14 protein-coding genes are annotated in these 18,761 nt (G+C 68.4%); 10 read left to right on the forward strand and 4 right to left on the reverse strand.

The features are described 5' to 3' along the window. Positions 1-113 precede the first annotated feature (113 nt). Positions 114-650, reverse strand: a complete 537-nt coding sequence (locus AC5P9W_RS14625) for a hypothetical protein (protein ID WP_010481716.1) — start codon at positions 648-650, stop codon at positions 114-116. Between the two features lie 130 nt (positions 651-780). Here AC5P9W_RS14625 and AC5P9W_RS14630 point away from each other — a divergent pair, with 130 nt between their 5' ends. Both AC5P9W_RS14630 and AC5P9W_RS14635 read left to right on the forward strand, forming a co-directional pair. After that, positions 781-2,937 carry a RelA/SpoT family protein gene (locus AC5P9W_RS14630; RefSeq protein WP_206621709.1) on the forward strand — a complete coding sequence of 719 codons (2,157 nt, stop codon included), beginning with the start codon at positions 781-783 and terminating at the stop codon, positions 2,935-2,937. A gap of 30 nt (positions 2,938-2,967) precedes the next feature. Beyond that, positions 2,968-4,533: a hypothetical protein gene (locus tag AC5P9W_RS14635; RefSeq protein WP_021203722.1), complete on the forward strand. Its 1,566-nt coding sequence runs from the start codon at positions 2,968-2,970 to the stop codon at positions 4,531-4,533. Here AC5P9W_RS14635 and AC5P9W_RS14640 read toward each other — a convergent pair. Then, entirely contained in the window at positions 4,530-6,629 is a 2,100-nt protein-coding gene (locus AC5P9W_RS14640) for a glycosyltransferase (RefSeq protein WP_495219338.1), read from the reverse strand. The genes AC5P9W_RS14635 and AC5P9W_RS14640 overlap by 4 nt on opposite strands. Positions 6,630-6,725: 96 nt before the next feature. Between AC5P9W_RS14640 and mrcB the strand changes: the two genes are divergently transcribed. The 4 genes from mrcB to tsaB all read left to right on the forward strand — a co-directional run bounded on the left by mrcB (position 6,726) and on the right by tsaB (position 12,797). Continuing rightward, positions 6,726-9,167: a penicillin-binding protein 1B gene (gene mrcB, locus AC5P9W_RS14645; RefSeq protein WP_346470159.1), complete on the forward strand. Its 2,442-nt coding sequence runs from the start codon at positions 6,726-6,728 to the stop codon at positions 9,165-9,167. Beyond that, the gene (locus AC5P9W_RS14650; protein ID WP_019660102.1) at positions 9,164-9,700 is read left to right on the forward strand and encodes a hypothetical protein; all 537 of its coding nucleotides are present in this window, start codon (positions 9,164-9,166) and stop codon (positions 9,698-9,700) included. The genes mrcB and AC5P9W_RS14650 overlap by 4 nt, the downstream gene beginning before the upstream one ends. 325 nt (positions 9,701-10,025) lie before the next feature. After that, positions 10,026-12,074 carry a DNA repair helicase YoaA gene (yoaA, locus tag AC5P9W_RS14655; RefSeq protein ID WP_111098879.1) on the forward strand — a complete coding sequence of 683 codons (2,049 nt, stop codon included), beginning with the start codon at positions 10,026-10,028 and terminating at the stop codon, positions 12,072-12,074. Between the two features lie 9 nt (positions 12,075-12,083). Beyond that, positions 12,084-12,797 (forward strand): tRNA (adenosine(37)-N6)-threonylcarbamoyltransferase complex dimerization subunit type 1 TsaB, encoded by a 714-nt coding sequence (gene tsaB / locus AC5P9W_RS14660; protein WP_111098878.1) that lies wholly within the window; start codon positions 12,084-12,086, stop codon positions 12,795-12,797. A 493-nt stretch (positions 12,798-13,290) separates the two neighbouring features. Here tsaB and AC5P9W_RS14665 read toward each other — a convergent pair whose 3' ends face one another. Both AC5P9W_RS14665 and gshB read right to left on the reverse strand, forming a co-directional pair. Then, entirely contained in the window at positions 13,291-14,175 is an 885-nt protein-coding gene (locus AC5P9W_RS14665; protein WP_021203311.1) for an energy transducer TonB family protein, read from the reverse strand. Beyond that, positions 14,175-15,122 carry a glutathione synthase gene (gene gshB / locus AC5P9W_RS14670; RefSeq protein WP_019660098.1) on the reverse strand — a complete coding sequence of 316 codons (948 nt, stop codon included), beginning with the start codon at positions 15,120-15,122 and terminating at the stop codon, positions 14,175-14,177. The genes AC5P9W_RS14665 and gshB overlap by 1 nt, the downstream gene beginning before the upstream one ends. A 240-nt stretch (positions 15,123-15,362) precedes the next feature. Here gshB and pilG point away from each other — a divergent pair, with 240 nt between their 5' ends. From pilG to AC5P9W_RS14690, 4 genes are read left to right on the forward strand one after another with little or no spacing between them, the layout of a single operon-like run. Further along, positions 15,363-15,764 carry a twitching motility response regulator PilG gene (pilG, locus tag AC5P9W_RS14675; RefSeq protein ID WP_005418455.1) on the forward strand — a complete coding sequence of 134 codons (402 nt, stop codon included), beginning with the start codon at positions 15,363-15,365 and terminating at the stop codon, positions 15,762-15,764. Positions 15,765-15,782: 18 nt separating this feature from the next. Further along, positions 15,783-16,145 (forward strand): response regulator, encoded by a 363-nt coding sequence (locus AC5P9W_RS14680; RefSeq protein ID WP_111102088.1) that lies wholly within the window; start codon positions 15,783-15,785, stop codon positions 16,143-16,145. Further along, a complete protein-coding gene (locus tag AC5P9W_RS14685; protein ID WP_019660097.1) occupies positions 16,145-16,675 on the forward strand; it encodes a chemotaxis protein CheW in 531 nt (176 codons plus the stop codon). The genes AC5P9W_RS14680 and AC5P9W_RS14685 overlap by 1 nt, the downstream gene beginning before the upstream one ends. A gap of 41 nt (positions 16,676-16,716) precedes the next feature. Further along, the gene (locus tag AC5P9W_RS14690; protein ID WP_019660096.1) at positions 16,717-18,753 is read left to right on the forward strand and encodes a methyl-accepting chemotaxis protein; all 2,037 of its coding nucleotides are present in this window, start codon (positions 16,717-16,719) and stop codon (positions 18,751-18,753) included. Positions 18,754-18,761: the final 8 nt, after the last annotated feature.

Raw genomic sequence — 18,761 nt, forward strand, 5'->3', positions numbered from 1 at the left:
GATGATGTGATGACGTAGAGCCGAGCCCATGCTCGGCTGCTTTTTTGATGCCTCGTCATCTTCCCGTGCAGATCGCAGCCGAGCGTGGGCTCGGCTCTACACGATGGGCGTCGTTACTTGGTACGACGCACCTTCGGCTGGGTGTTCACGCCGTCGACCTTCAGGTACCACACGCCCATCACGCCGGGCTTGATGCTGACGGCGGGGGACTGCTTGCGCACGCCTGCCAGGGTGCTTGCATCGGTCTGCTCCCATTCCTGGCCGTTGTCCAGCACGTAGACGCGGCCTTTGCCGAAGCCGCGGAATTCGCCCTGCAGCACGCCGACGATCGGCTCGCTGCTGCCGAAATCGAAGAAGCCGCGATTCTTCACGATCACTTCCTGACGGCCTTCCTCGCGTGCCGATTCCCGTACGGCGGCAACCGCCTGGGTGGTGGCCGCTTCGACCTTGCCCTGCAGCCAGCGGTTCAGCGTGGCCAGTTCCTGCGCACTGAGCTTGTCCAGGCCAGCAGCCTTGAACTCGGCCGGTGACATCTGCTGCTGCAGGTCACCCTCTACCACGCGCTGGGCCAGCGCAGGCGCCGACAAGGACAGCAACAGTGCGGCACAGGCCAGCAGCCGTAGGCGGAAACGCGGGGCGATCGAGGACATGTCGGGACTCTCCTGGGTTTGACCGCGAGTGTAACGGCATGTCTTTATGCCGGGTGATGGTGGCCGCGGTGATTGTCCCTGAACGGCGCCGGCGCTAGTGTAGAGGCCTCTGTCTTGCCTGCTCGATGCTGTGAACCGCGCTTCCGTCCCCGGCCTGGATGCCTTGTTGAACCGTCCCTCGGCAGCCGTGCTGCCTGCTCCGCTGCGCCAGGCCCTGCGCGGGCACTGGGAAGCGCCGGAATGCGACCACCAGATGCGCGCCAGCTGGTCGGTGCTGGGTGACACCCTCGACGCACTGGCGATGCTCTCGGCCGACGAAGGCGCGGTGGTGGCCGCATTGCTGTTTGACCTGCCGGGCCTGCGGGCGAGCCTGGAACAGCTGCCGCTGGGCAACCACAAGGCGGCGGTGATCGGCCTGCTGGATGGTCAGGACGCCGCCGACCCGGTGTGGGCGCTGCATGCCGGCCGTGAGGCAGGGCGCAACAGCGAGGGCCTGCGCCGCCTGCTGCTGGCGATCATCCGCGACCTGCGCGTGGTGCCCATCCTGCTGGCCCGGCAGCTGGCGCGGATGCGCGCGGCCGACAAGCTGGATGACGAGCAACGCCGCGCGCTGGCACAGCTGACACGCGACATCCACGCGCCATTGGCCAACCGCCTGGGCATCTGGCAGCTGAAGTGGGAGCTGGAGGACCTGGCGTTCCGCCACCTGGAACCGGAGACCTACCGTCGCATTGCGCGGGAGGTGGACGAAACCCGCATCGCCCGCGAGCGTTACGTCGAGAACGTCAAGAAGGTGCTGTCGCGCGAGCTGGTCGCGCAGGGCATCAAGGCCGAGGTCAGCGGCCGCCCGAAGCACATCTACAGCATCTGGCGGAAGATGCAGAAGAAGCGTCTGGCGTTCGACCAGCTGTATGACATCCGTGCGGTGCGCGTGATGGTCGACGACGTCGCCGCCTGCTATGCCGCGCTGGGCGTGGTGCATGCACTGTGGGCGCCGGTGCCGAGCGAGTTCGACGATTACATCGCCCGGCCCAAGGCCAACGACTATCGCTCGCTGCATACCGCCGTGGTCGGCCCGGAAGGGCGCACCATCGAAGTGCAGATCCGTACCCATGAGATGCACTCGCAGGCCGAGCTGGGCGTGGCCGCGCACTGGAAGTACAAGGAGGGTGGCAAGGGCGCGGAGAAGTCCTTCGACCGCAAGATCACCTGGATGCGCCAGCTGCTGGAGCAGGCGCAGGACGGGCAGGGCAATGAGCTGGCCGGGGCGCTCGATGCCGAGCTGACCGAAGACCGGGTCTATGCACTCAGCCCGAAGGATGAGGTGCTGGATCTGCCGCAGGGCGCCACGCCGCTCGATTTCGCCTACCAGGTGCACACCATGGTGGGCCACCGCTGCCGGGGCGCCAAGGTCAACGGTCGCATCGTGCCGCTGACCTATCGCCTGCGCAGCGGCGACCGCGTCGAGATCCTGACCGGCAAGGAGGCCGACCCCCGCCGCGACTGGCTGATGCCGGCCAACGGCTTCCTGGCCAGCAACCGCTCGCGGGAAAAGGTACGCAGCTGGTTCCACAAGCTAGACCGCGCGCGCAACGTGCAGGCCGGGCGCGAACTGCTCGAGCGCGAGCTGAAGCGCCTGGGGCTGCAGCACTCGGACCTGGCCATCGCGGCGAAGAAGTTCCATGCCGACAGCGTTGACGACCTCTACATCCAGGTGGCGCTGGGCGATACCGGGCCGAACCAGGTCAGCCGTGCCCTGCTGGAAGCCGAACGTGCAGCAAGCCAACCGGCGCCCGCGCCGAGCCTGCCGCGGCCGACCGCGCGCCGCGAGAACCTGGGCAAGTCCAAGTTCACCGTACAGGGCGTGGGCAACCTGCTGGTGCAACTGGCGCGCTGCTGCCAGCCGGTGGCCGGCGAACCCATCGTCGGCTACCTGACCCGTAGCCGCGGTGTCACCGTGCATCGTGCAGACTGCGCTGCGCTGGCCCGTCTGGCGGCCACCAGCCCGCAGCGCATCCTGCCGGTGGAGTGGGGCCAGGCCGGGGGCGGCTACGAGGTGGACGTCGTGGTCGATGCGGTCGATCGCCGCTGGCTGCTGAAGGACATCACCAACCTGATCGCCCAGGAAGACGCCTACGTGCTGGACATCCACAGTGACAACGTGCGCAACAGTGGCCGTGCCCACCTGCGCCTGCGGCTGAAGGTGAGTGACTACGGCCAGCTGTCGACCCTGCTGGGCAAGCTGGACGCGCTGCCCGGCGTGAGCGAGGCGCGTCGCCTCGGCTGAGCTTCACGCTGCCCCGGCTACCCTGCACGCATGGAACGCGAGCCCCCGCATCGCCCGCATGGCGCCGAACTTCCTGCGCTGGACCGCGTCCGCCGCGAAGGCCGTTGGTGGTGGCTGCAGGCACGCCACGCGCGCCGGGTGTGGCGCTGGGCGCTGGTCGCGGCGCTGGCGGTGTTTGTGCTGCTGGTGCTGCTGCGCAAGCCGCTGGCCGACTGGTTCTGGGATGAGCCTCGGATCGAGCAGCTGCTGGCCGAAGGTGATGGCGCACTGGCGGCCGGGCGGCTGAGTGCCGCCGATGGCAGTGGTGCGCGCGAGCGCTACCAGGCCGTGCTGGCGCTGGATGGAGATCGTCCGCAGGCCCGCGAAGGCCTGGCCCGTACCGGCGCGGCGGCCCTGCAGCAGGCCCGCGAAAAGATGCAGGCCAACGATCTCGACGGCAGCGCGCAGGCGCTGGCACTGGCCCGGGAACTGCAGGTACCACAGGGCGAGGCGGACGCCGTGGCGCGCCAGCTGCGGGCCCGGCGCAGCGCAGGTGCCGGCATCGGTGCACTGCTGGCGCAGGCACGCAACGCCTTCGCTGCGGGCCGGCTGGATGAAGGTGACAGCAGCGCGCTGCCCCTGTTCCAGCGCATCCTGTCGCTGCAGCCGGACAATCTGCCGGCGCTGGAAGGTCGCGAAGATGCACTGAGCGATCTGCTGCAGCAGGCGCGCGCGCTGGCGGGACGCGGCGAGCTGGCCGAGGCCGCCGCACTACTGCAGCGTGCGCGCCAGTTCGATGCCGGCCATGCTGATCTGCCCGCCAGCCAGGAAGCATTGGCGCAGGCCGTCGAGCGGCGCCTGCGCCAGGCCCAGCGCGCCCTGCAGCGCGGGCAGCTGGAGTCCGCAGCAAAGGGATTTCTCGCCGTTCTGGCAGTGGCGGCCGATGATGCCAGCGCCCAGCGCGGCCGTGAACAGACGTTGCAGGCGGTGCTGGCACGCAGCCAGACGCAGGCCGACGACTTCCGGTTCGAGGCGGCGCGGGCCGATGCCGCGCTGGCGGAGGAGCTGGGCGCTTCGCCGGCCGCGCAACAGCAGCTCGCGCAACGCCTGCAGCGCGCACAACAGGCGCAGAAGGCGCTGCAGCAGCCGGCGGGCAGCAACACGCAGCGCGAGCGCCAACTGCGCGACCACCTGCGCAGCATCGAGCGCGCCGAACGTTCCGGGCAATGGATCAGTCCCCCCGGCCACAGTGCATTCGACGCATTGCGCGAAGCGCAGTCACTGGCGCCGCGCGATGCACGGGTGAAGGCTGCTGCGGCGCGGCTGCTGCCCGCCAGTCGCGGCTGCTTCGACGACAACCTCCGGCAGAACCGCGTACAGGCGGCAGGGGCCTGCCTGCAGGCGTGGCAGACCCTGTCGCCGACTGCGGCCGGGCTCCCCTCGGCACGCCTGCGCCTGGCCCAGCGCTGGCTGGCCATCGGCAGCGAGCGACTCGGCAGCGGCGACCTGGCTTTCGCAGCGCATGCCGCCGAACAAGCCCGCTTGCTGCAACCGGACCTGGCCGAGCTGCCGGCGTTCGAAGAGCGCCTGCGCCGTGCCGGCGGTCTCCCTGATTAGGTGAAAAACACCCGCTGCACGGTTGCGCGCGCAGCGTCGAGGGAGAAGTGCTCTGCGATGTTGGCCAGGCCGGCTTCGGACAGTTGCCGCCACAGCTGCGGATCCTGGTACAGGCGGACCACCGCATCGGCGAAGCCGGCCGCATCATCGGCCACCAGCACGTCCTCGCCCGGGCGCAGGTGCATCCCTTCCACCGCGCAGGGGGTACCTACCACCGGCTGGCCATGGGCCATGCTCAGGTTGATCTTGCCTTTCACGCCGGCACCGAAACGTAGTGGCGCGATGGAAATGCGTGCGCCATCCATGTAGGGAGTGATGTCCTCGACGAAGCCGTGCATCTGCACGCCGGGCTGGCGCGCGGCCAGGGCCAGCAGGGATTCCGGCGCGGCAGCGCCGATGCAGTGCAGGCGCACATCGGGCAGGCGGGCGCGGATGCCGGCGAAGACTTCGCCGATGAACCATTCCATCGCGTCCAGGTTCGGCGGGTGGCGGAAGCCGCCGACGAACACCAGGTCATGACGCTGCTCGAACGGTTTGCCGGCACCGGCGATGTCATGGAGGTTGGAGATCAGCTCCACCCGCACCGTTGGCGCGTCGGCCTGCAGTTGCTCGCGCTCGGCGGAACTGACCAGCACGGTGACGTCGCACTGCTCCATCACCGCCAGTTCGCTGGCGCGGGTACGCTCGGCAGCGCGCAGCAGTCCCGCATCGCCGGCCACTTCGGCACCACGACGTTCGCGCAGGTAGTGCAGGTCCACCGTGTCGAACACGGTGCGCGCCTGCGGCGCATAGCGCTTCAGCAGCGGCAGGCACTCGTGGGCAACATGGTGGCGGACCAGCAGCGCTACGTGGAAGCGTCCACCATGCGTGCGCAGCCAGTTGGCGACGCCATCGAGGAACGGTGCATACCAGACTTCCACACCCATCCGCTGCAGCGCGTCGGTGGCGGCGCCGCCGTGTTCGCGACGGGTGGGAACGAACACCACATGGGCTCCGCCCTGCAGCAGGAGGCGGATCAGGTTCACCTGGCGCAGCGACGCGGAATCGCGATCCGGCTGCGGCACAGCCTCGTCCAGGATCAGCACCTGGCGCCGGCCACGCAGCAGCAGCGCCGGTGACGGCACTTCGCCCACCGCCGGGCGGCGGGCCAGCTCGGTGGCCCAGCGGTCGGCGAAGATGGCCTGGTTGCGCACCTGGTAGGCCTTCACGCCGCTGCCGGTGTCGGTGCCGTTGCTGGTGCCTTCGTCATGGACCACCCGGCTGGCCGGCTGAACCAGGACGCGCAGGCCCTGCGCACGCACGCGGAAGGCCAGGTCGGTGTCCTCGTAGTAGGCCGGCTTGTAGCGGGTATCGAAGCCGCCCAGCTGTCGCCAGAGGTCGCGCGGCAGCATCAGCGCTGCGCCGGAGCAGTAGTCGACGTCGCGCAGGCTGGCAAAACGCGGGTCGTCCGCTGCCTCGAAACGGCCGTAACTCCAGCCACTGCCATCAGCGAAAATCACCCCGCCCGATTCCTGCAGCCGGCCGTCCGGGTAGAGCAGCTGGCTACCGACCAGGCCGGCGCCGGGCGTGCTGGAGAACGTGTCCAGCAGCGCGTCGAGCCAGCCCGGCTGCGGCACCGTATCGTTGTTGAGCAGCACCACGTAGCGACCGCGTGCGCGCGATACGCCATCGTTGCAGGCCTCGATGAAGCCGCCGTTGTACTCGCGCACTTCATAGCGCAGTCCGGCAACCTGCGGCATCCACTGCACGGTGGCGTCGGTGCTGCCGTCATCCACTACCAGGATCTCGCACGTGGCCTGCGGTGGATGCGCCGCCAAGGCGCGCAGGCAGGCCAGGGTGTGATCGACGTGGTTGTAGACGGGGATGACAATGCTCGCTTCCGGTGTTTCGCTGAACGGCACCGTGAAGGGAGCGAACTCCTGTGCCGGCGGCAGGAACAGCGGCGTGCGTGGCGCGGGCACGGCGCGCTGGGCATGCACGCGGATGCGCTGCCAGGTCGCCCGCCAGCCACGGGTACGCAGGCTGGCCAGGCTCCGGCGGGCCAGGCCCGACAGGCGGTTGATCAGGTATCGGATCTCGGCCAGGGACATCGCCATCCGGTTGCAACTCCAGCTTAAGCAGGGGAACCCGGGAGAATTCGCCAGCCGCAGCGGCTGGGGTAGACTCGCCAGACTCTACATTCTCGCATTCCCGTGCCCCGACGCTACGATTCCGACGACATCGACGATTTCGACGACGACGACCAGCAGGACAACGGCCCGCTGTGGCGGCGCCGGCTGATCACCTGGAGCATGGCTGCGGTCGCGTTGGGATTGGGTTTCCTCATTCCCTATACGCTGTACCTGAACCAGCAGGTGACCCAACGTTTCGGCGAACTGCGCTGGCAGATCCCGACGCGGGTGTATGCGCGGCCGCTGGTGCTCACTCCCGGCAAGGCGATGGATGCGTCCACGCTGAAGACCGAGCTGGCCGCCTCCGCCTACCGCGATGATGGCCAGGGCAAGGAGCCGGCCACCTATGCGGTGAATGGCGGGCGCTTTGTCATCTCCAGCCGCGGCTACAACGACGTCGATGGCCGGGTTGCCCCGCGTCGGCTCGAGTTGTCGCTGGCCGATGGTGCGGTCGCCTCGCTGCGCGATGCCGACAGCCGCAAGGCCCTGAAGGCGGCGCGGCTGGATCCGGCGCGTATCGCCACCCTGTACGGCCAGAAGCAGGAAGAACGCCGCCTGATCCGCATGGACGAGGCGCCGGACCTGCTGGTGACCGGCCTGCAGGCAGTGGAGGACAAGGACTTCAACCGCCACCACGGCATCGACCTGTCCGGTATCGCGCGCGCGGTGTGGGTGACCATCCGCTCCGGTGGCCAGAGCCGCCAGGGCGCTTCCACGCTGACCCAGCAGCTGGCCCGCAGCGGCCTGCTCGGCATCGGCAAGGAACAGACGCTCACCCGCAAATTCAACGAAGTGCTCTACGCCCTGATCATGGAAGCGCGCTATGACAAGCGCACCATCTTCGAGGCCTATCTCAACCAGGTGTACCTGGGCCAGCGCGGCAGCCAGGCGATCCATGGCATGTCGTCCGGTGCCGAGTTCTGGTTCGGCCGTGACCTGCAGTCGCTGGAGACCGAGCAGATCGCGCTGCTGATCGGCCTGGTCAAGGGCCCGTCCTTCTACGACCCGCGGCGCAATCCGGAACGTGCGTTGGACCGTCGCAACTTCGTGCTGGGCAAACTGCACGAAGCCACGCTGATCGACGACGCCGAGTACCAGCGCGCACTGAAGGCCCCCTTGGGCGTGCCGAAGACGCCGGGACTGGTGGCGGCCAACCGCTTCCCCGCCTATGTTGACCTGGTCCGTCGCCAGCTCGGCCATGACTACCCGGAATCTGCCCTGCAGGGCGCTGGCCTGAGCGTGATGACCGGCATGTCGCCGTCCGCGCAGGCCTATGCCGAAGGCGCGGTGACCCGCACCATCAAGTCGCTGGAAAGCAAGCGCCGGCCCGAACTGCAGGCCGGCATGGTGCTGACCGACGTGCACAACGGTGACGTGCTGGCGGTGATCGGCAGCCGTGAAGTGTCCGAGGTCGGCTTCAACCGCGCGATCGAGGCGCAGCGTCCGGTCGGTTCGCTGCTCAAGCCATTCGTGTACCTGCTCGCGCTGGCGCAGCCGGACCGTTACTCGCTGGCCAGCTGGGTCGACGATTCACCGGTGACGGTGCAGCTCGGCCGCGGCCGCAACTGGAGCCCGGGCAATGCGGACAACCGCAGCCACGGCACGGTGCGCCTGATCGACGCGCTGGCACACTCCTACAACCAGGCCACGGTGCGCGTGGGCTTGCAGGTCGGTCCCGAGCGCGTGACCCAGCTGATCCATGTGCTGGCGGGCATCAAGGCCGAGGCCAATCCGGCGGTGATCCTTGGCTCGACCGACCAGAGCCCGTACGCGATGGCACAGCTGTACCAGTTCCTCGCCTCGGGCGGTGAGATCCAGCCGCTGCACGCGGTGCGTGGCGTGCTCGATCCGCAGGGCAAGCTGCTCAAGCGCTACGACAAGACCCCGGCGCCGGCACAGGAAGGCGATTCAATTGCCGCCAACCTGATCAGCGTCGGCCTGCAGCAGGTGGTCTCCAGTGGTACCGCGCAGCGGCTCAATGCCGATGGCCTCGGCCGCCTGCAGCCGGCCGGCAAGACCGGCACCACCAACGATGGCCGTGACAGCTGGTATGCCGGCTACACCGGCGATCATCTGGCGGTGATCTGGATCGGCAACGACCAGAACCAGCAGGCCGGCCTGTATGGCGCTACCGGCGCGATGCGGGTCTGGTCGGGCATCTTCCAGCGCCTGCCGAGTGCGCCATTGCGGGTCAGCAACAAAGGCCTGGACTGGCAGTCGGTCGCGGCCACGGGTCTGAACACAACCGATGAAGGCTGCCCGGGCGCACGCCGCTTCCCGTTCGTGGTGGGCTATGCACCGGCGTATGCGCCGTGCGCGCCGGCAGTGCCGCCGGGCGAGCCGGGCGAAGCTGAAGGGGAGGGCGGTGGCTGGCGTAGCTGGTTCGGCCTGGACCGCAAGCCGGAAGCGCCCGCCGAACCTGCCGCAGCGCCCGCCGCCGCTACTCCTCCCCCGAGCCGATGAAGCCGATGAACATGCGATCCCTGCTGCAGCCCCTGGCCCTGACCGGCCTCAGCCTGGCCCTGGCCGCCTGTGTGACCAGCGCGCCGCCGGTGGTCAAGCCAGTCGATACCACTACGCCGGCACAGCGCCTGGCGGCAGTCGATGCGGCCGCAGGTCCTGACGACAAGGAGCTGTCGGTGCAGCCGCTGCGTGATTCGCAGGTGGAAGACCTGCGGGTGACCGCGCAGGCGCAGCGGCAGGCGAACGACCTGGCCGGTGCCGCCAGCAGCTTGGACCATGCGCTGGAAATCGTGGCCAGCGACCCGGCGGTGCTGCAGGAGCGTGCCGAACTGGCGCTGCTGCAGGGGCAGTGGGAACAGGCGGAGACGTTCGCGCGCAAGGCGGTGGATCTGGGCTCGAAGACGGGGCCGCTGTGCCGCCGGCACTGGGCGACGATCGAACAGTCACGCCTGGCGCGGGGCGAGAAGGAGAATGCGGTGTCGGCGCATGCGCAGATTGAAGGTTGCACGGTGCCGGGGATCAAGCGGTACTGAGGTATTCCACTCCACCGGGCGCTGCCCCCTCTGCGGCGCGCGCACTGATGGATGCAGGTGATGGGCCGGTTGGGTGGGGCGTGCAGGGCACGCCGTAAACCCATCCATGGGGGCTCGATGGCGCCTTGCTCGTGTGCGCAGGACAGCGCACACGAGCAAGCCGCGGCCAAGCCCCCAGTGACGGGTTCACGGCGTCCCCGCAAACCCGCAGTCCCCCGCCAACCCTCAGTACAACCCAAAGCCATGAACAACGCTGTTGACGTTGCTCTGGCTCTGGCTTGAAACGGGTGCCGGGCAGCGCCCGGCCGGGTATCCTTTCCCTCTGATGTCCGACCTTGTCCATGCCAGCCGCGAAGCCCTCAGCGACGGCGGAGCGCTCGCCTCGCATCTGGACGCCTTCGTCCCGCGCCCGGCCCAGCTGCGCCTGACCGAAGCCATCGCCGATGCGCTGCAGCAGCGTGACCTGCTGCTGGCCGAGGCCGGTACCGGCACCGGCAAGACGTTCGCCTACCTGGTGCCGGTGCTGCTGTCCGGGTTGCGCACCATCATCTCCACCGGCACCCGCGCGCTGCAGGACCAGCTCTACCACCGCGACCTGCCGCGTGTGCGCCAGGCACTCGGTGTCGGCCTGCGCAGTGCGCTGCTGAAGGGACGTTCGAATTACCTGTGCCGCTACCGCCTGCAGCAGGCGCGGGGCGAGCCGCGCTTCTCAAGCCCAGAACAGGCGGCGCAGTTCCAGCGCATCCTGGCCTGGTCCGGACGCTCGGAGTTCGGCGACATCGCCGAACTGGACGGTTTGGCCGATGATTCGCCGCTGCTGCCGATGGTCACCTCCACCGTCGACAACTGTCTGGGCACCGACTGCCCGTTCTGGGAAGACTGCTTCGTGGTGCGTGCGCGGCAACGTGCGCAGGCGGCAGACGTAGTGGTGGTCAACCATCACCTGCTGCTGGCCGACCTGGCCTTGAAGCAGGATGGCTTTGGTGAGCTGCTGCCGGGGGCGCAGGCCTTCGTCATCGACGAGGCGCATCAGTTGCCTGAACTGGCCGCGCAGTTCTTCGGCGAAGGCTTCGGCATGCGCCCGTGGCAGGAGCTGGGCCGCGACTGCCTGGCCGAAGCGCGCGGCGTCGGGGGGGCGCAGTCGGCGCTGCAGGAACCGGTCGACCACTTGCAGCAGGCGCTGCTGGCCTTGCGTTCGGCGATGGAGGGGCTGCCGCCGCGCGGCACGCAGTGGCGTGCGCTGACGATGCCGCAGGTGCGCGATGGCTTCGACACGGTGATGGCAGGGCTGGTGACGCTGGAGCAGGCCTTGCAGCCGCTGCGCGAAGCCGCGGCGGGCCTGGATGCCTGCCATGCGCGGGCGCGTGAGGCGGTTTCGCGGCTCGGTCGCTGGCTGGGCGATGACGAACCCGCCTTCGACTTCGATACTGATCCTGCGGACACCGGCAATGCCACCGATGTGCTCTGGTATGAGCTCACGCCGCGTGGTTTCCGCTGCCAGCGCACGCCGATGGATGTGTCCGGCCCGTTGCGCGAGCATCGCGAACGCAGTCGCGCCGCATGGATCTTCACTTCGGCGACACTGACCGTGGGCGGTGGTTTCGATCACATCGCCACCCGCCTCGGGCTGGACGACCCGCAGACGCTGGTCCAGCCGAGTCCGTTCAATTGGCCCGAGCAGGCGCTGTGTTACCTGCCTGAAGGCCTGCCCGATCCGGCCGCACGTGGTTTCGGAACCGCGCTGATCCAGACCCTGCGGCCGGTGCTGCAGGCCTCGCAGGGCAGGGCGTTCCTGCTGTTCGCTTCGCATCGCGCCCTGCGTGAGGCCGCCGAGGCACTGCGCGATGGGCCATGGCCGTTGTTCGTGCAGGGTGAGGCGCCGCGTGCGACGCTGCTGCAGCGCTTCCGCGAATCGGGCAATGGGGTGCTGCTGGGCTCGGCCAGTTTCCGCGAGGGCGTGGACGTGGTCGGCGAAGCGTTGAGCGTGGTGATGATCGACAAGCTGCCGTTCGCGGCCCCGGACGACCCGGTCTACGAGGCACGCCTGGAGGCGATCCGCAGCCAGGGCGGCAATCCGTTCCGCGACGAACAGTTGCCGCAGGCGGTGATCGCCCTGAAGCAGGGCGTTGGCCGCCTGATCCGCAGCGAAAGCGACCGGGGCGTGCTGGTCCTGTGCGATCCGCGCCTGCTCAACCGTGGCTATGGCCGGGTCTTTCTTGAGTCGCTGCCGCCGTTCCGGCGCACCCGCAGCCTGGCCGATGTGCAGGCCTTCTTTACGCCACAATGGGCGCCCGTGGCCGATGATGCCGTTCCGACCGCCGCCGCCGCGGCGGGCCCGGAGCCGGCGCCCGGTGTCACGTTCCCCCTGTTCTGACCTGATCCGATGAAACTGCTCGCCTTTGAAACCGCCACCGAAGCCTGTTCCGTTGCCCTGCATGTCGATGGACAGGTACTGGAACGTTTCGAGATCGCCCCGCGCCGGCATGCCGAACTGAGCCTACCGTGGGCCGAGGCGCTGCTGGCCGAAGCCGGCATCAGCCGCCGCCAGCTGGACGGTATCGCGCTCAGCCGCGGTCCTGGTGCTTTCACCGGCGTGCGCCTGGCGATCGCCATCGCGCAGGGCATCGCACTGGCGCTGGATCGTCCGTTGCTGCCGGTCTCGACGCTGCAGGTGCTGGCGCTGCGGGCACCGGCGGAAGAAACGCAGATCCTGTCGGCGATCGACGCACGGATGGGAGAGTTGTACGTTGCGCGCTTCGAGCGTGTGGACGGCCTGCCGGTGGCACGCGATGCCGAACGCGTGTGCGCACCCGCTGCGGTAGCGCTGCCGGAAGAGCTGTCGGCCTACGGTGTCGGTACCGGGTTCGCCGCAGCCGAGGGTGCGCTGGTCGCGCAGCTCGGTACAGGTTTGCGCGGATTCGACGCCACGGCATTGCCGCGTGCGTCGGACGTGCTCGCACTGGCGGTGCCGGCGTTCGCCCGCGGCGAAGCCATTGCACCGGAGAAGGTCGAGCCGGCCTACCTGCGCGACAACGTGGCACTGACCCTGGTCGAGCAGCAGGCCGCGCGCGAGGCGAAGGCGAAGGCCAACGGCTGAGCCCCTCGTGGCGGAGTTGGTCGCGTAGATCAAAAGCCGTGGTTTGGCCGGGCGGGTGGGCTGCGCAGGGGGCGCTGCAAGTACGTCCATGTAAGCTCGGTCGCCGCATCCATGCGGCTCACGCCCCTGCGCAGCCCACCCGCCCGGCCTCTGACAGTTTCCGTGCACGTCCGCCACGGAAGATCAAAAAAAGAAAAGTCAAAATCAAAAGCGGGTCGCTTCGCTTGCATCCACGCGTGGCGTGGATGTGTATCGACCAAGGTCGACACCTACCAAAGCAATGGTGCGCCGCGATCTATCAGAGGCGGGGCGGTGTCGGGCGGCGGGGTATCCGCGGCATGGATGCCGCGGCTAAGCCTACACGGACGTACTTGCGGCGTCCCCGCCGCCCGACACCGCCTCGCCACGCTTCAGTACACCAACCGCCGCTGTTGCTGTTGCCGTTGCTCTAGCCTTTCAGCGGGTCCCGGGCCGCAGGCCCGGGCAACAAACCCTACCGGTCGTCGCGCAGTTCGCCGCCGGGCAGGAACACCCACGTGCGGGTGACCTGCAGGATGTCGATCTCATCCTCGGTCTTCGGCAACGGCGGGAACGGCTGCGCCAGCTTCACCACCCGCAGTGCCGCCTCATCCAGCAGTGGCGTTCCGCTCGACCGCAGGATCCGGCTGCTCTCCACGCTGCCATCGCGGCGCACGCCCACGCTGATCACGACCTGGCCGCCCAGCCGGCGCTGCCGGGCCTCGTCCGGGTAATTCAGGTTGCCCACGCGCTCGGCGCGGTCAACCCAGGCCCGCAGGTAATTGGCATAGGCATACTCGCGCGTGCTGGCCGACACGAACTTGCGGTTCGGGCGCTTGGCGTACTGCGCCGAGCGCAGATGCACTTCTGCGGCCAGTCGGGCCATTTCCACATCGCGCTGTTCGCGCGCACTCAGCGGGGCGTCCGGTTCGGGCTGATCCGGCGTGGGGCGGGACTGGGCCTGCGCGACCGCCTCTTCGCCATTGCGGCTGCTGACCACCCGTGCCTGTGGCGGCGGGACCGGCGCGGCCGATTGCTGCTGCTGTGGGACCGGGCTCAAACCGGGCTGCGCCTGCGGCACGATGCCGGCCTGGTTGTCGCGCGGACGCTGTGCGCGGTCGTGTTCGCCACCGCCATCCTGGTTGGCTGCGGCAAGAAAATCGGCCTGCTTCGGCGTCAGCGCGGTGCGGGTCTGGCTGAAGATCACTTCCAGCGTGGGCACCAGCGGTGCATCGCCTTTCACGGCGAAGCCCACGCCCAGGATCAGCAGCGCGTGAACCAGCACCGACAGCGCGATGGTCGCCCCCAGCCGTTGCGCTTCGCGTGGTGGCGGGGGCAGGACGGCAGGTGCGGTTGCCATCAGCGCAGGCCGGCCTCAAGCGCGTCGAACAGGGTGCCGGCGATGTTCAGGCCGAACTGTGCGTCCAGTTCGCGTACACAGGTCGGGCTGGTCACGTTGACCTCGGTCAGGTAATCGCCGATCACGTCCAGGCCGACGAAGCGCATGCCGCGACGCTTCATCTCCGGGCCGACCTGGGCCGCGATCCAGCGGTCGCGCTCGCTCAGCGGACGGCCTTCGCCGCGGCCACCGGCAGCCAGGTTGCCCCGGAACTCGTCGCCCTGCGGGATGCGCGCCAGGCAGTAGTCGACCGGTTCGCCATCGACCAGCAGGATGCGCTTGTCGCCGGCCGTGATGTCGGGAATGAACTTCTGGGCCAGTGCCAGTTTGCGGCCGCCGTCGGTCAGGGTTTCCAGGATCACGTTCAGGTTCGGATCGCCCTGGCCGCTGCGGAAGATCGAGCGGCCGCCCATGCCGTCCAGCGGCTTCAGCACGGCCTGGCCATGCTCCAGCGCGAAGGCCTTCAAGGCCTTGGCGTCGCGGCTGACCAGGGTCGGCGGGCAGCACTGCGGGAACAGCAGCGCGGCCAGCTTCTCGTTGTAGTCGCGCAGCCCCTGCGGATTGTTGACCACGCAGGCACCGGCGGCCGCAGCCACGTCCAGCACCTGGGTGTCGTAGATGTACTCGGCGTCGACCGGCGGATCCTTGCGCATCAGCACGATCTGGCCGGGGCCGAATTCGGTACGGCTGAATGCGCCCAGCTCATACCAGCCAGCCGGGTCGTCGCGCACCTGCAGCGGCGCGGTCTGGGCCACTGCCACGCCACCCTCCAGGGCCAGGCCGCCCGGGCGCACATAGTGCAGGGCATGGCCGCGGCGCTGGGCTTCCAGCAGCATGGCGAAGGTGGTGTCCTTGGCGATCTTGATGTGGGCGATGGGGTCCATCACCACGATGACGTTCAACGGCATGGGCGCACCTGTCAGGCAAGGCGTTGATGGTAGCGGCAACGCCGGTCGCGCGCCTCCCTGCCATACTGCAACGCAGCGTCCGCCCGGCGCTCGCGCACTCATTGCGAAACCCGTCACGTTCAGGAGGCTGCCATGCCCCGCGCCATGGGCCGGCCTTGAAGCGGGCGCGGAAAGTGCGATATAGATACGCTTTCGTAGCGGCCCCCGCCAGAGATCGGGCCGTGCGCTTGGGGATAGGCAATGACTGAAAACACGACTGCGGGCGGGGAACTCGCAGGACTCCGGGTGATGGTCATCGATGATTCGAAGACCATCCGCAGGACTGCGGAAACACTGCTCAAGCGGGAAGGCTGCGAGGTGGTCACCGCCACCGACGGCTTTGAAGCGCTTGCGAAGATCGCAGACCAGCAACCGCAGATCATCTTCGTCGACATCATGATGCCGCGCCTGGACGGGTACCAGACCTGTGCGCTGATCAAGGGCAACCAGCTGTTCAAGGCGACCCCGGTCATCATGCTCTCGTCCAAGGATGGCCTGTTCGACAAGGCGCGGGGACGCATCGTCGGCTCGGAGCAATACCTGACCAAGCCATTCACGCGTGAAGAACTGCTGGGTGCCATCCGCACATACGTCAACGCCTGACCAGGGGGGAAAGGCACAATGGCTCGTATCGTTCTGATCGAGGATTCACCGACCGACCGCGCGGTGTTCACCCAGTGGCTGCGCCGTGCCGGCCACGAGGTGCTGGAAGCGGACAACGCCGAGGATGGACTGCAGCTGGTCCGCGACCGGGTGCCGCAACTGGTGCTGATGGACGTGGTCCTGCCCGGCATGAGCGGCTTCCAGGCCACCCGCGCGATGGCCCGTGACGCGGCGATCAAGCACATCCCGGTGATCATCGTCAGCACCAAGGCGATGGAAACCGACAAGGCCTGGGGCCTGCGCCAGGGCGCGGCCGATTACATCGTCAAGCCGCCGCGCGAGGATGAACTGATCGCGCGGATCAACGAACTGGTGGCCTGATGCGCTCGCCTTTCGACATCCTCGAAGCCTATGAACGCCGCAGCCTGGCCCACGCGGTGCAGCTGCCCGAACGGCAGTTCGCCCAGGACCTCTGGCGTGGCGTGGGCTACCGCGTCGGCCAGCGCCGGCTGGTGTCCGATTTCCGCGAAGTGGTGGAGATCGTGCCGATGCCGCCGGTGACCCCGGTGCCATGCGCGCAGCCCTGGCTGCTCGGCGTGGGCAATCTGCGCGGCAACCTGTTCCCGGTGGTCGACCTGAAGTACTTCCTGGAAGGCGTGCGTACCGTGCAGCAGGAAGGCCAGCGCGTGCTGATCATGCGCCAGGCCGGTGGCGACGTCGCACTGACCATCGATGAACTGTTCGGCCAGCGCAGCTTCGAACTGGACCAGCAGATCGAGGCCGGCATGCTGGCCGAAGGGCGCTACGGCCATTTCGTCGATCGCGCCTTCCATGCCGACGGCCACGACTGGGGCGTATTCTCGCTTTCGCTGCTGTCGCGCACCCCTGAATTCCGGCAAGCCGCGGCCTGAGGCCGGGCATCGCCCCCTGCATTGAAGATCGAGGTTGAACGATGAGTACTGCTTCGGACGCCACCAAGACCGGCAAGCTGCGGCTGGGCGGCAGCAACCTCTGGCTGTTCCTGCTGCTGGCATCGATGATCCTGTTCGGCGTCAACACCGGCGTCGCTACCTGGCAGGGCAGTCGCCTGGCCGATGCCGGTTCCAAGGCGGCCGACCTGCAGGTGCTGTCGCAGCAGCTGGCCAACCAGGGCCGTGACGCGGTGGGCGGCAACGCGCAGGCGTTCACTGCCTTCAAGGCCACCCGCAACGCGATCGAACAGAATGTGTCGACCCTGCAGGGCCGCTATGGCAAGGAGCCGGGCGTGTCCGGTGCGATCGCCACGCTGGGCGAGACCTGGGCGCCGCTGGGCAAGCAGGCCGGGCAGCTGGTGGCCAGTGAACCGGCGGTGCTGGCCCTGGCCGGCAACGCCAACAACTTCACCGGCGCCGTGCCGGGGCTGCAGGCCCAGCTGAACGAGCTGGTGCGTGCGATGTCCGCTGCCGGCGCGCCCTCGTCGCAGGTGTACAGCGCACTGCAGCAGGTCGTGGTGGCCGGCTCCATGGCCCGCCGCGTAACCGAAATGCGCGCCGGTGGCAGCGGCGCTGCTACGGCCGGCGATGCGCTGGCGCGTGACATCACCGTGTTCTCGCAGGTGCTCGACGGCCTGCGCAATGGCAACGAGGAACTGGGCATCACCGCCGTGCGCGGTGCCGCTGCCGTGGCCGCGCTGGAACAGTCGCAGCAGAAGTGGGAAGCGATGAAGCAGGACGCTGACGCGATCCTGGCCAGCTCGCGCCAGCTGTTCGCGGCGCAGTCCGCCGCCACCGCGCTGGGCCAGGGTTCGGCCCACATGCTGGATGACAGCCGCAAGCTGTTCGACGCGTTCTCCTCGTTCGGCTCGGTGTCTGACACCCGCCTGTTCCCGAACTTCTGGATCGGTGTGGTCTCCGGTGCGCTGTCGCTGATCGCGATCATCGGCTTTGTTTCCACCAACGTGCGCAGCCGCTCGCGCGAGCAGGAACTGCGCTACCAGACCCAGGTGGAATTCAACAGCCGCAACCAGCAGGCGATCATGCGGCTGCTGGACGAAATCTCATCGCTGGGTGAGGGCGACCTGACGGTGAAGGCCTCGGTGACCGAGGACATGACGGGTGCCATCGCCGACGCGATCAACTACGCCGTCGACGAGCTGCGCCACCTGGTGACCACCATCAATGACACCTCGGCCAAGGTCGCGCTGTCCACCCAGGAGACCCAGGCCACCGCCATGCAGCTGGCAGAGGCGGCCGGCCACCAGGCCAACCAGATCACCTCGGCGTCGGACCGCATCGGCGAAATCGCGGCAAGCATCGAACAGGTGTCGCGCAACTCGGCCGAGTCGGCCGACGTGGCACAGCGCTCGGTGGTGATTGCCGCCGAAGGTGCCGGCGTGGTGCGCGAGACCATCCAGGGCATGGACCAGATCCGTGACCAGATCCAGGAAACCTCCAAGCGCATCAAGCGCCTGGGTGAGTCGTCACAGGAAATCGGCTCGATCGTGGAACTGATCAACGACATTTCCGAACAGACCAACATCCTGGCGTTGAACGCAGCGGTGCAGGCGGCGTCGGCCGGTGAAGCGGGTCGCGGTTTCGCGGTCGTGGCCGACGAAGTGCAGCGCCTGGCAGAACGTACCTCCGGCGCGACCCGACGCATCGAGAACCTGGTGCAGGCCATTCAGGCCGACACCAACGAAGCGGTCACCTCGATGGAACAGACCACCGCCGAAGTGGTGTCCGGTGCACGCCTGGCCGAGGATGCCGGCACCGCGCTGACCGAGATCGAGCGCGTGTCCAATGCACTGAACACCCTCATCAAGAACATCTCCATCGCCGCCCAGCAGCAGTCGGCTGCGGCCTCGGACATCACCCGCACCATGGGCGTGATCCGGCAGATCACCGGCCAGACCTCGCAGGGCGCCGGGCAGACCGCCGAATCGATCGGCCACCTCGCGCAGCTGGCGGCGGACCTGCGTCGTTCGGTCGCCGACTTCAAGCTGCCGGCGTGACGCGGGCA

It is taken from the genome of Stenotrophomonas sp. YJH_SMC_33, from assembly GCF_059372295.1.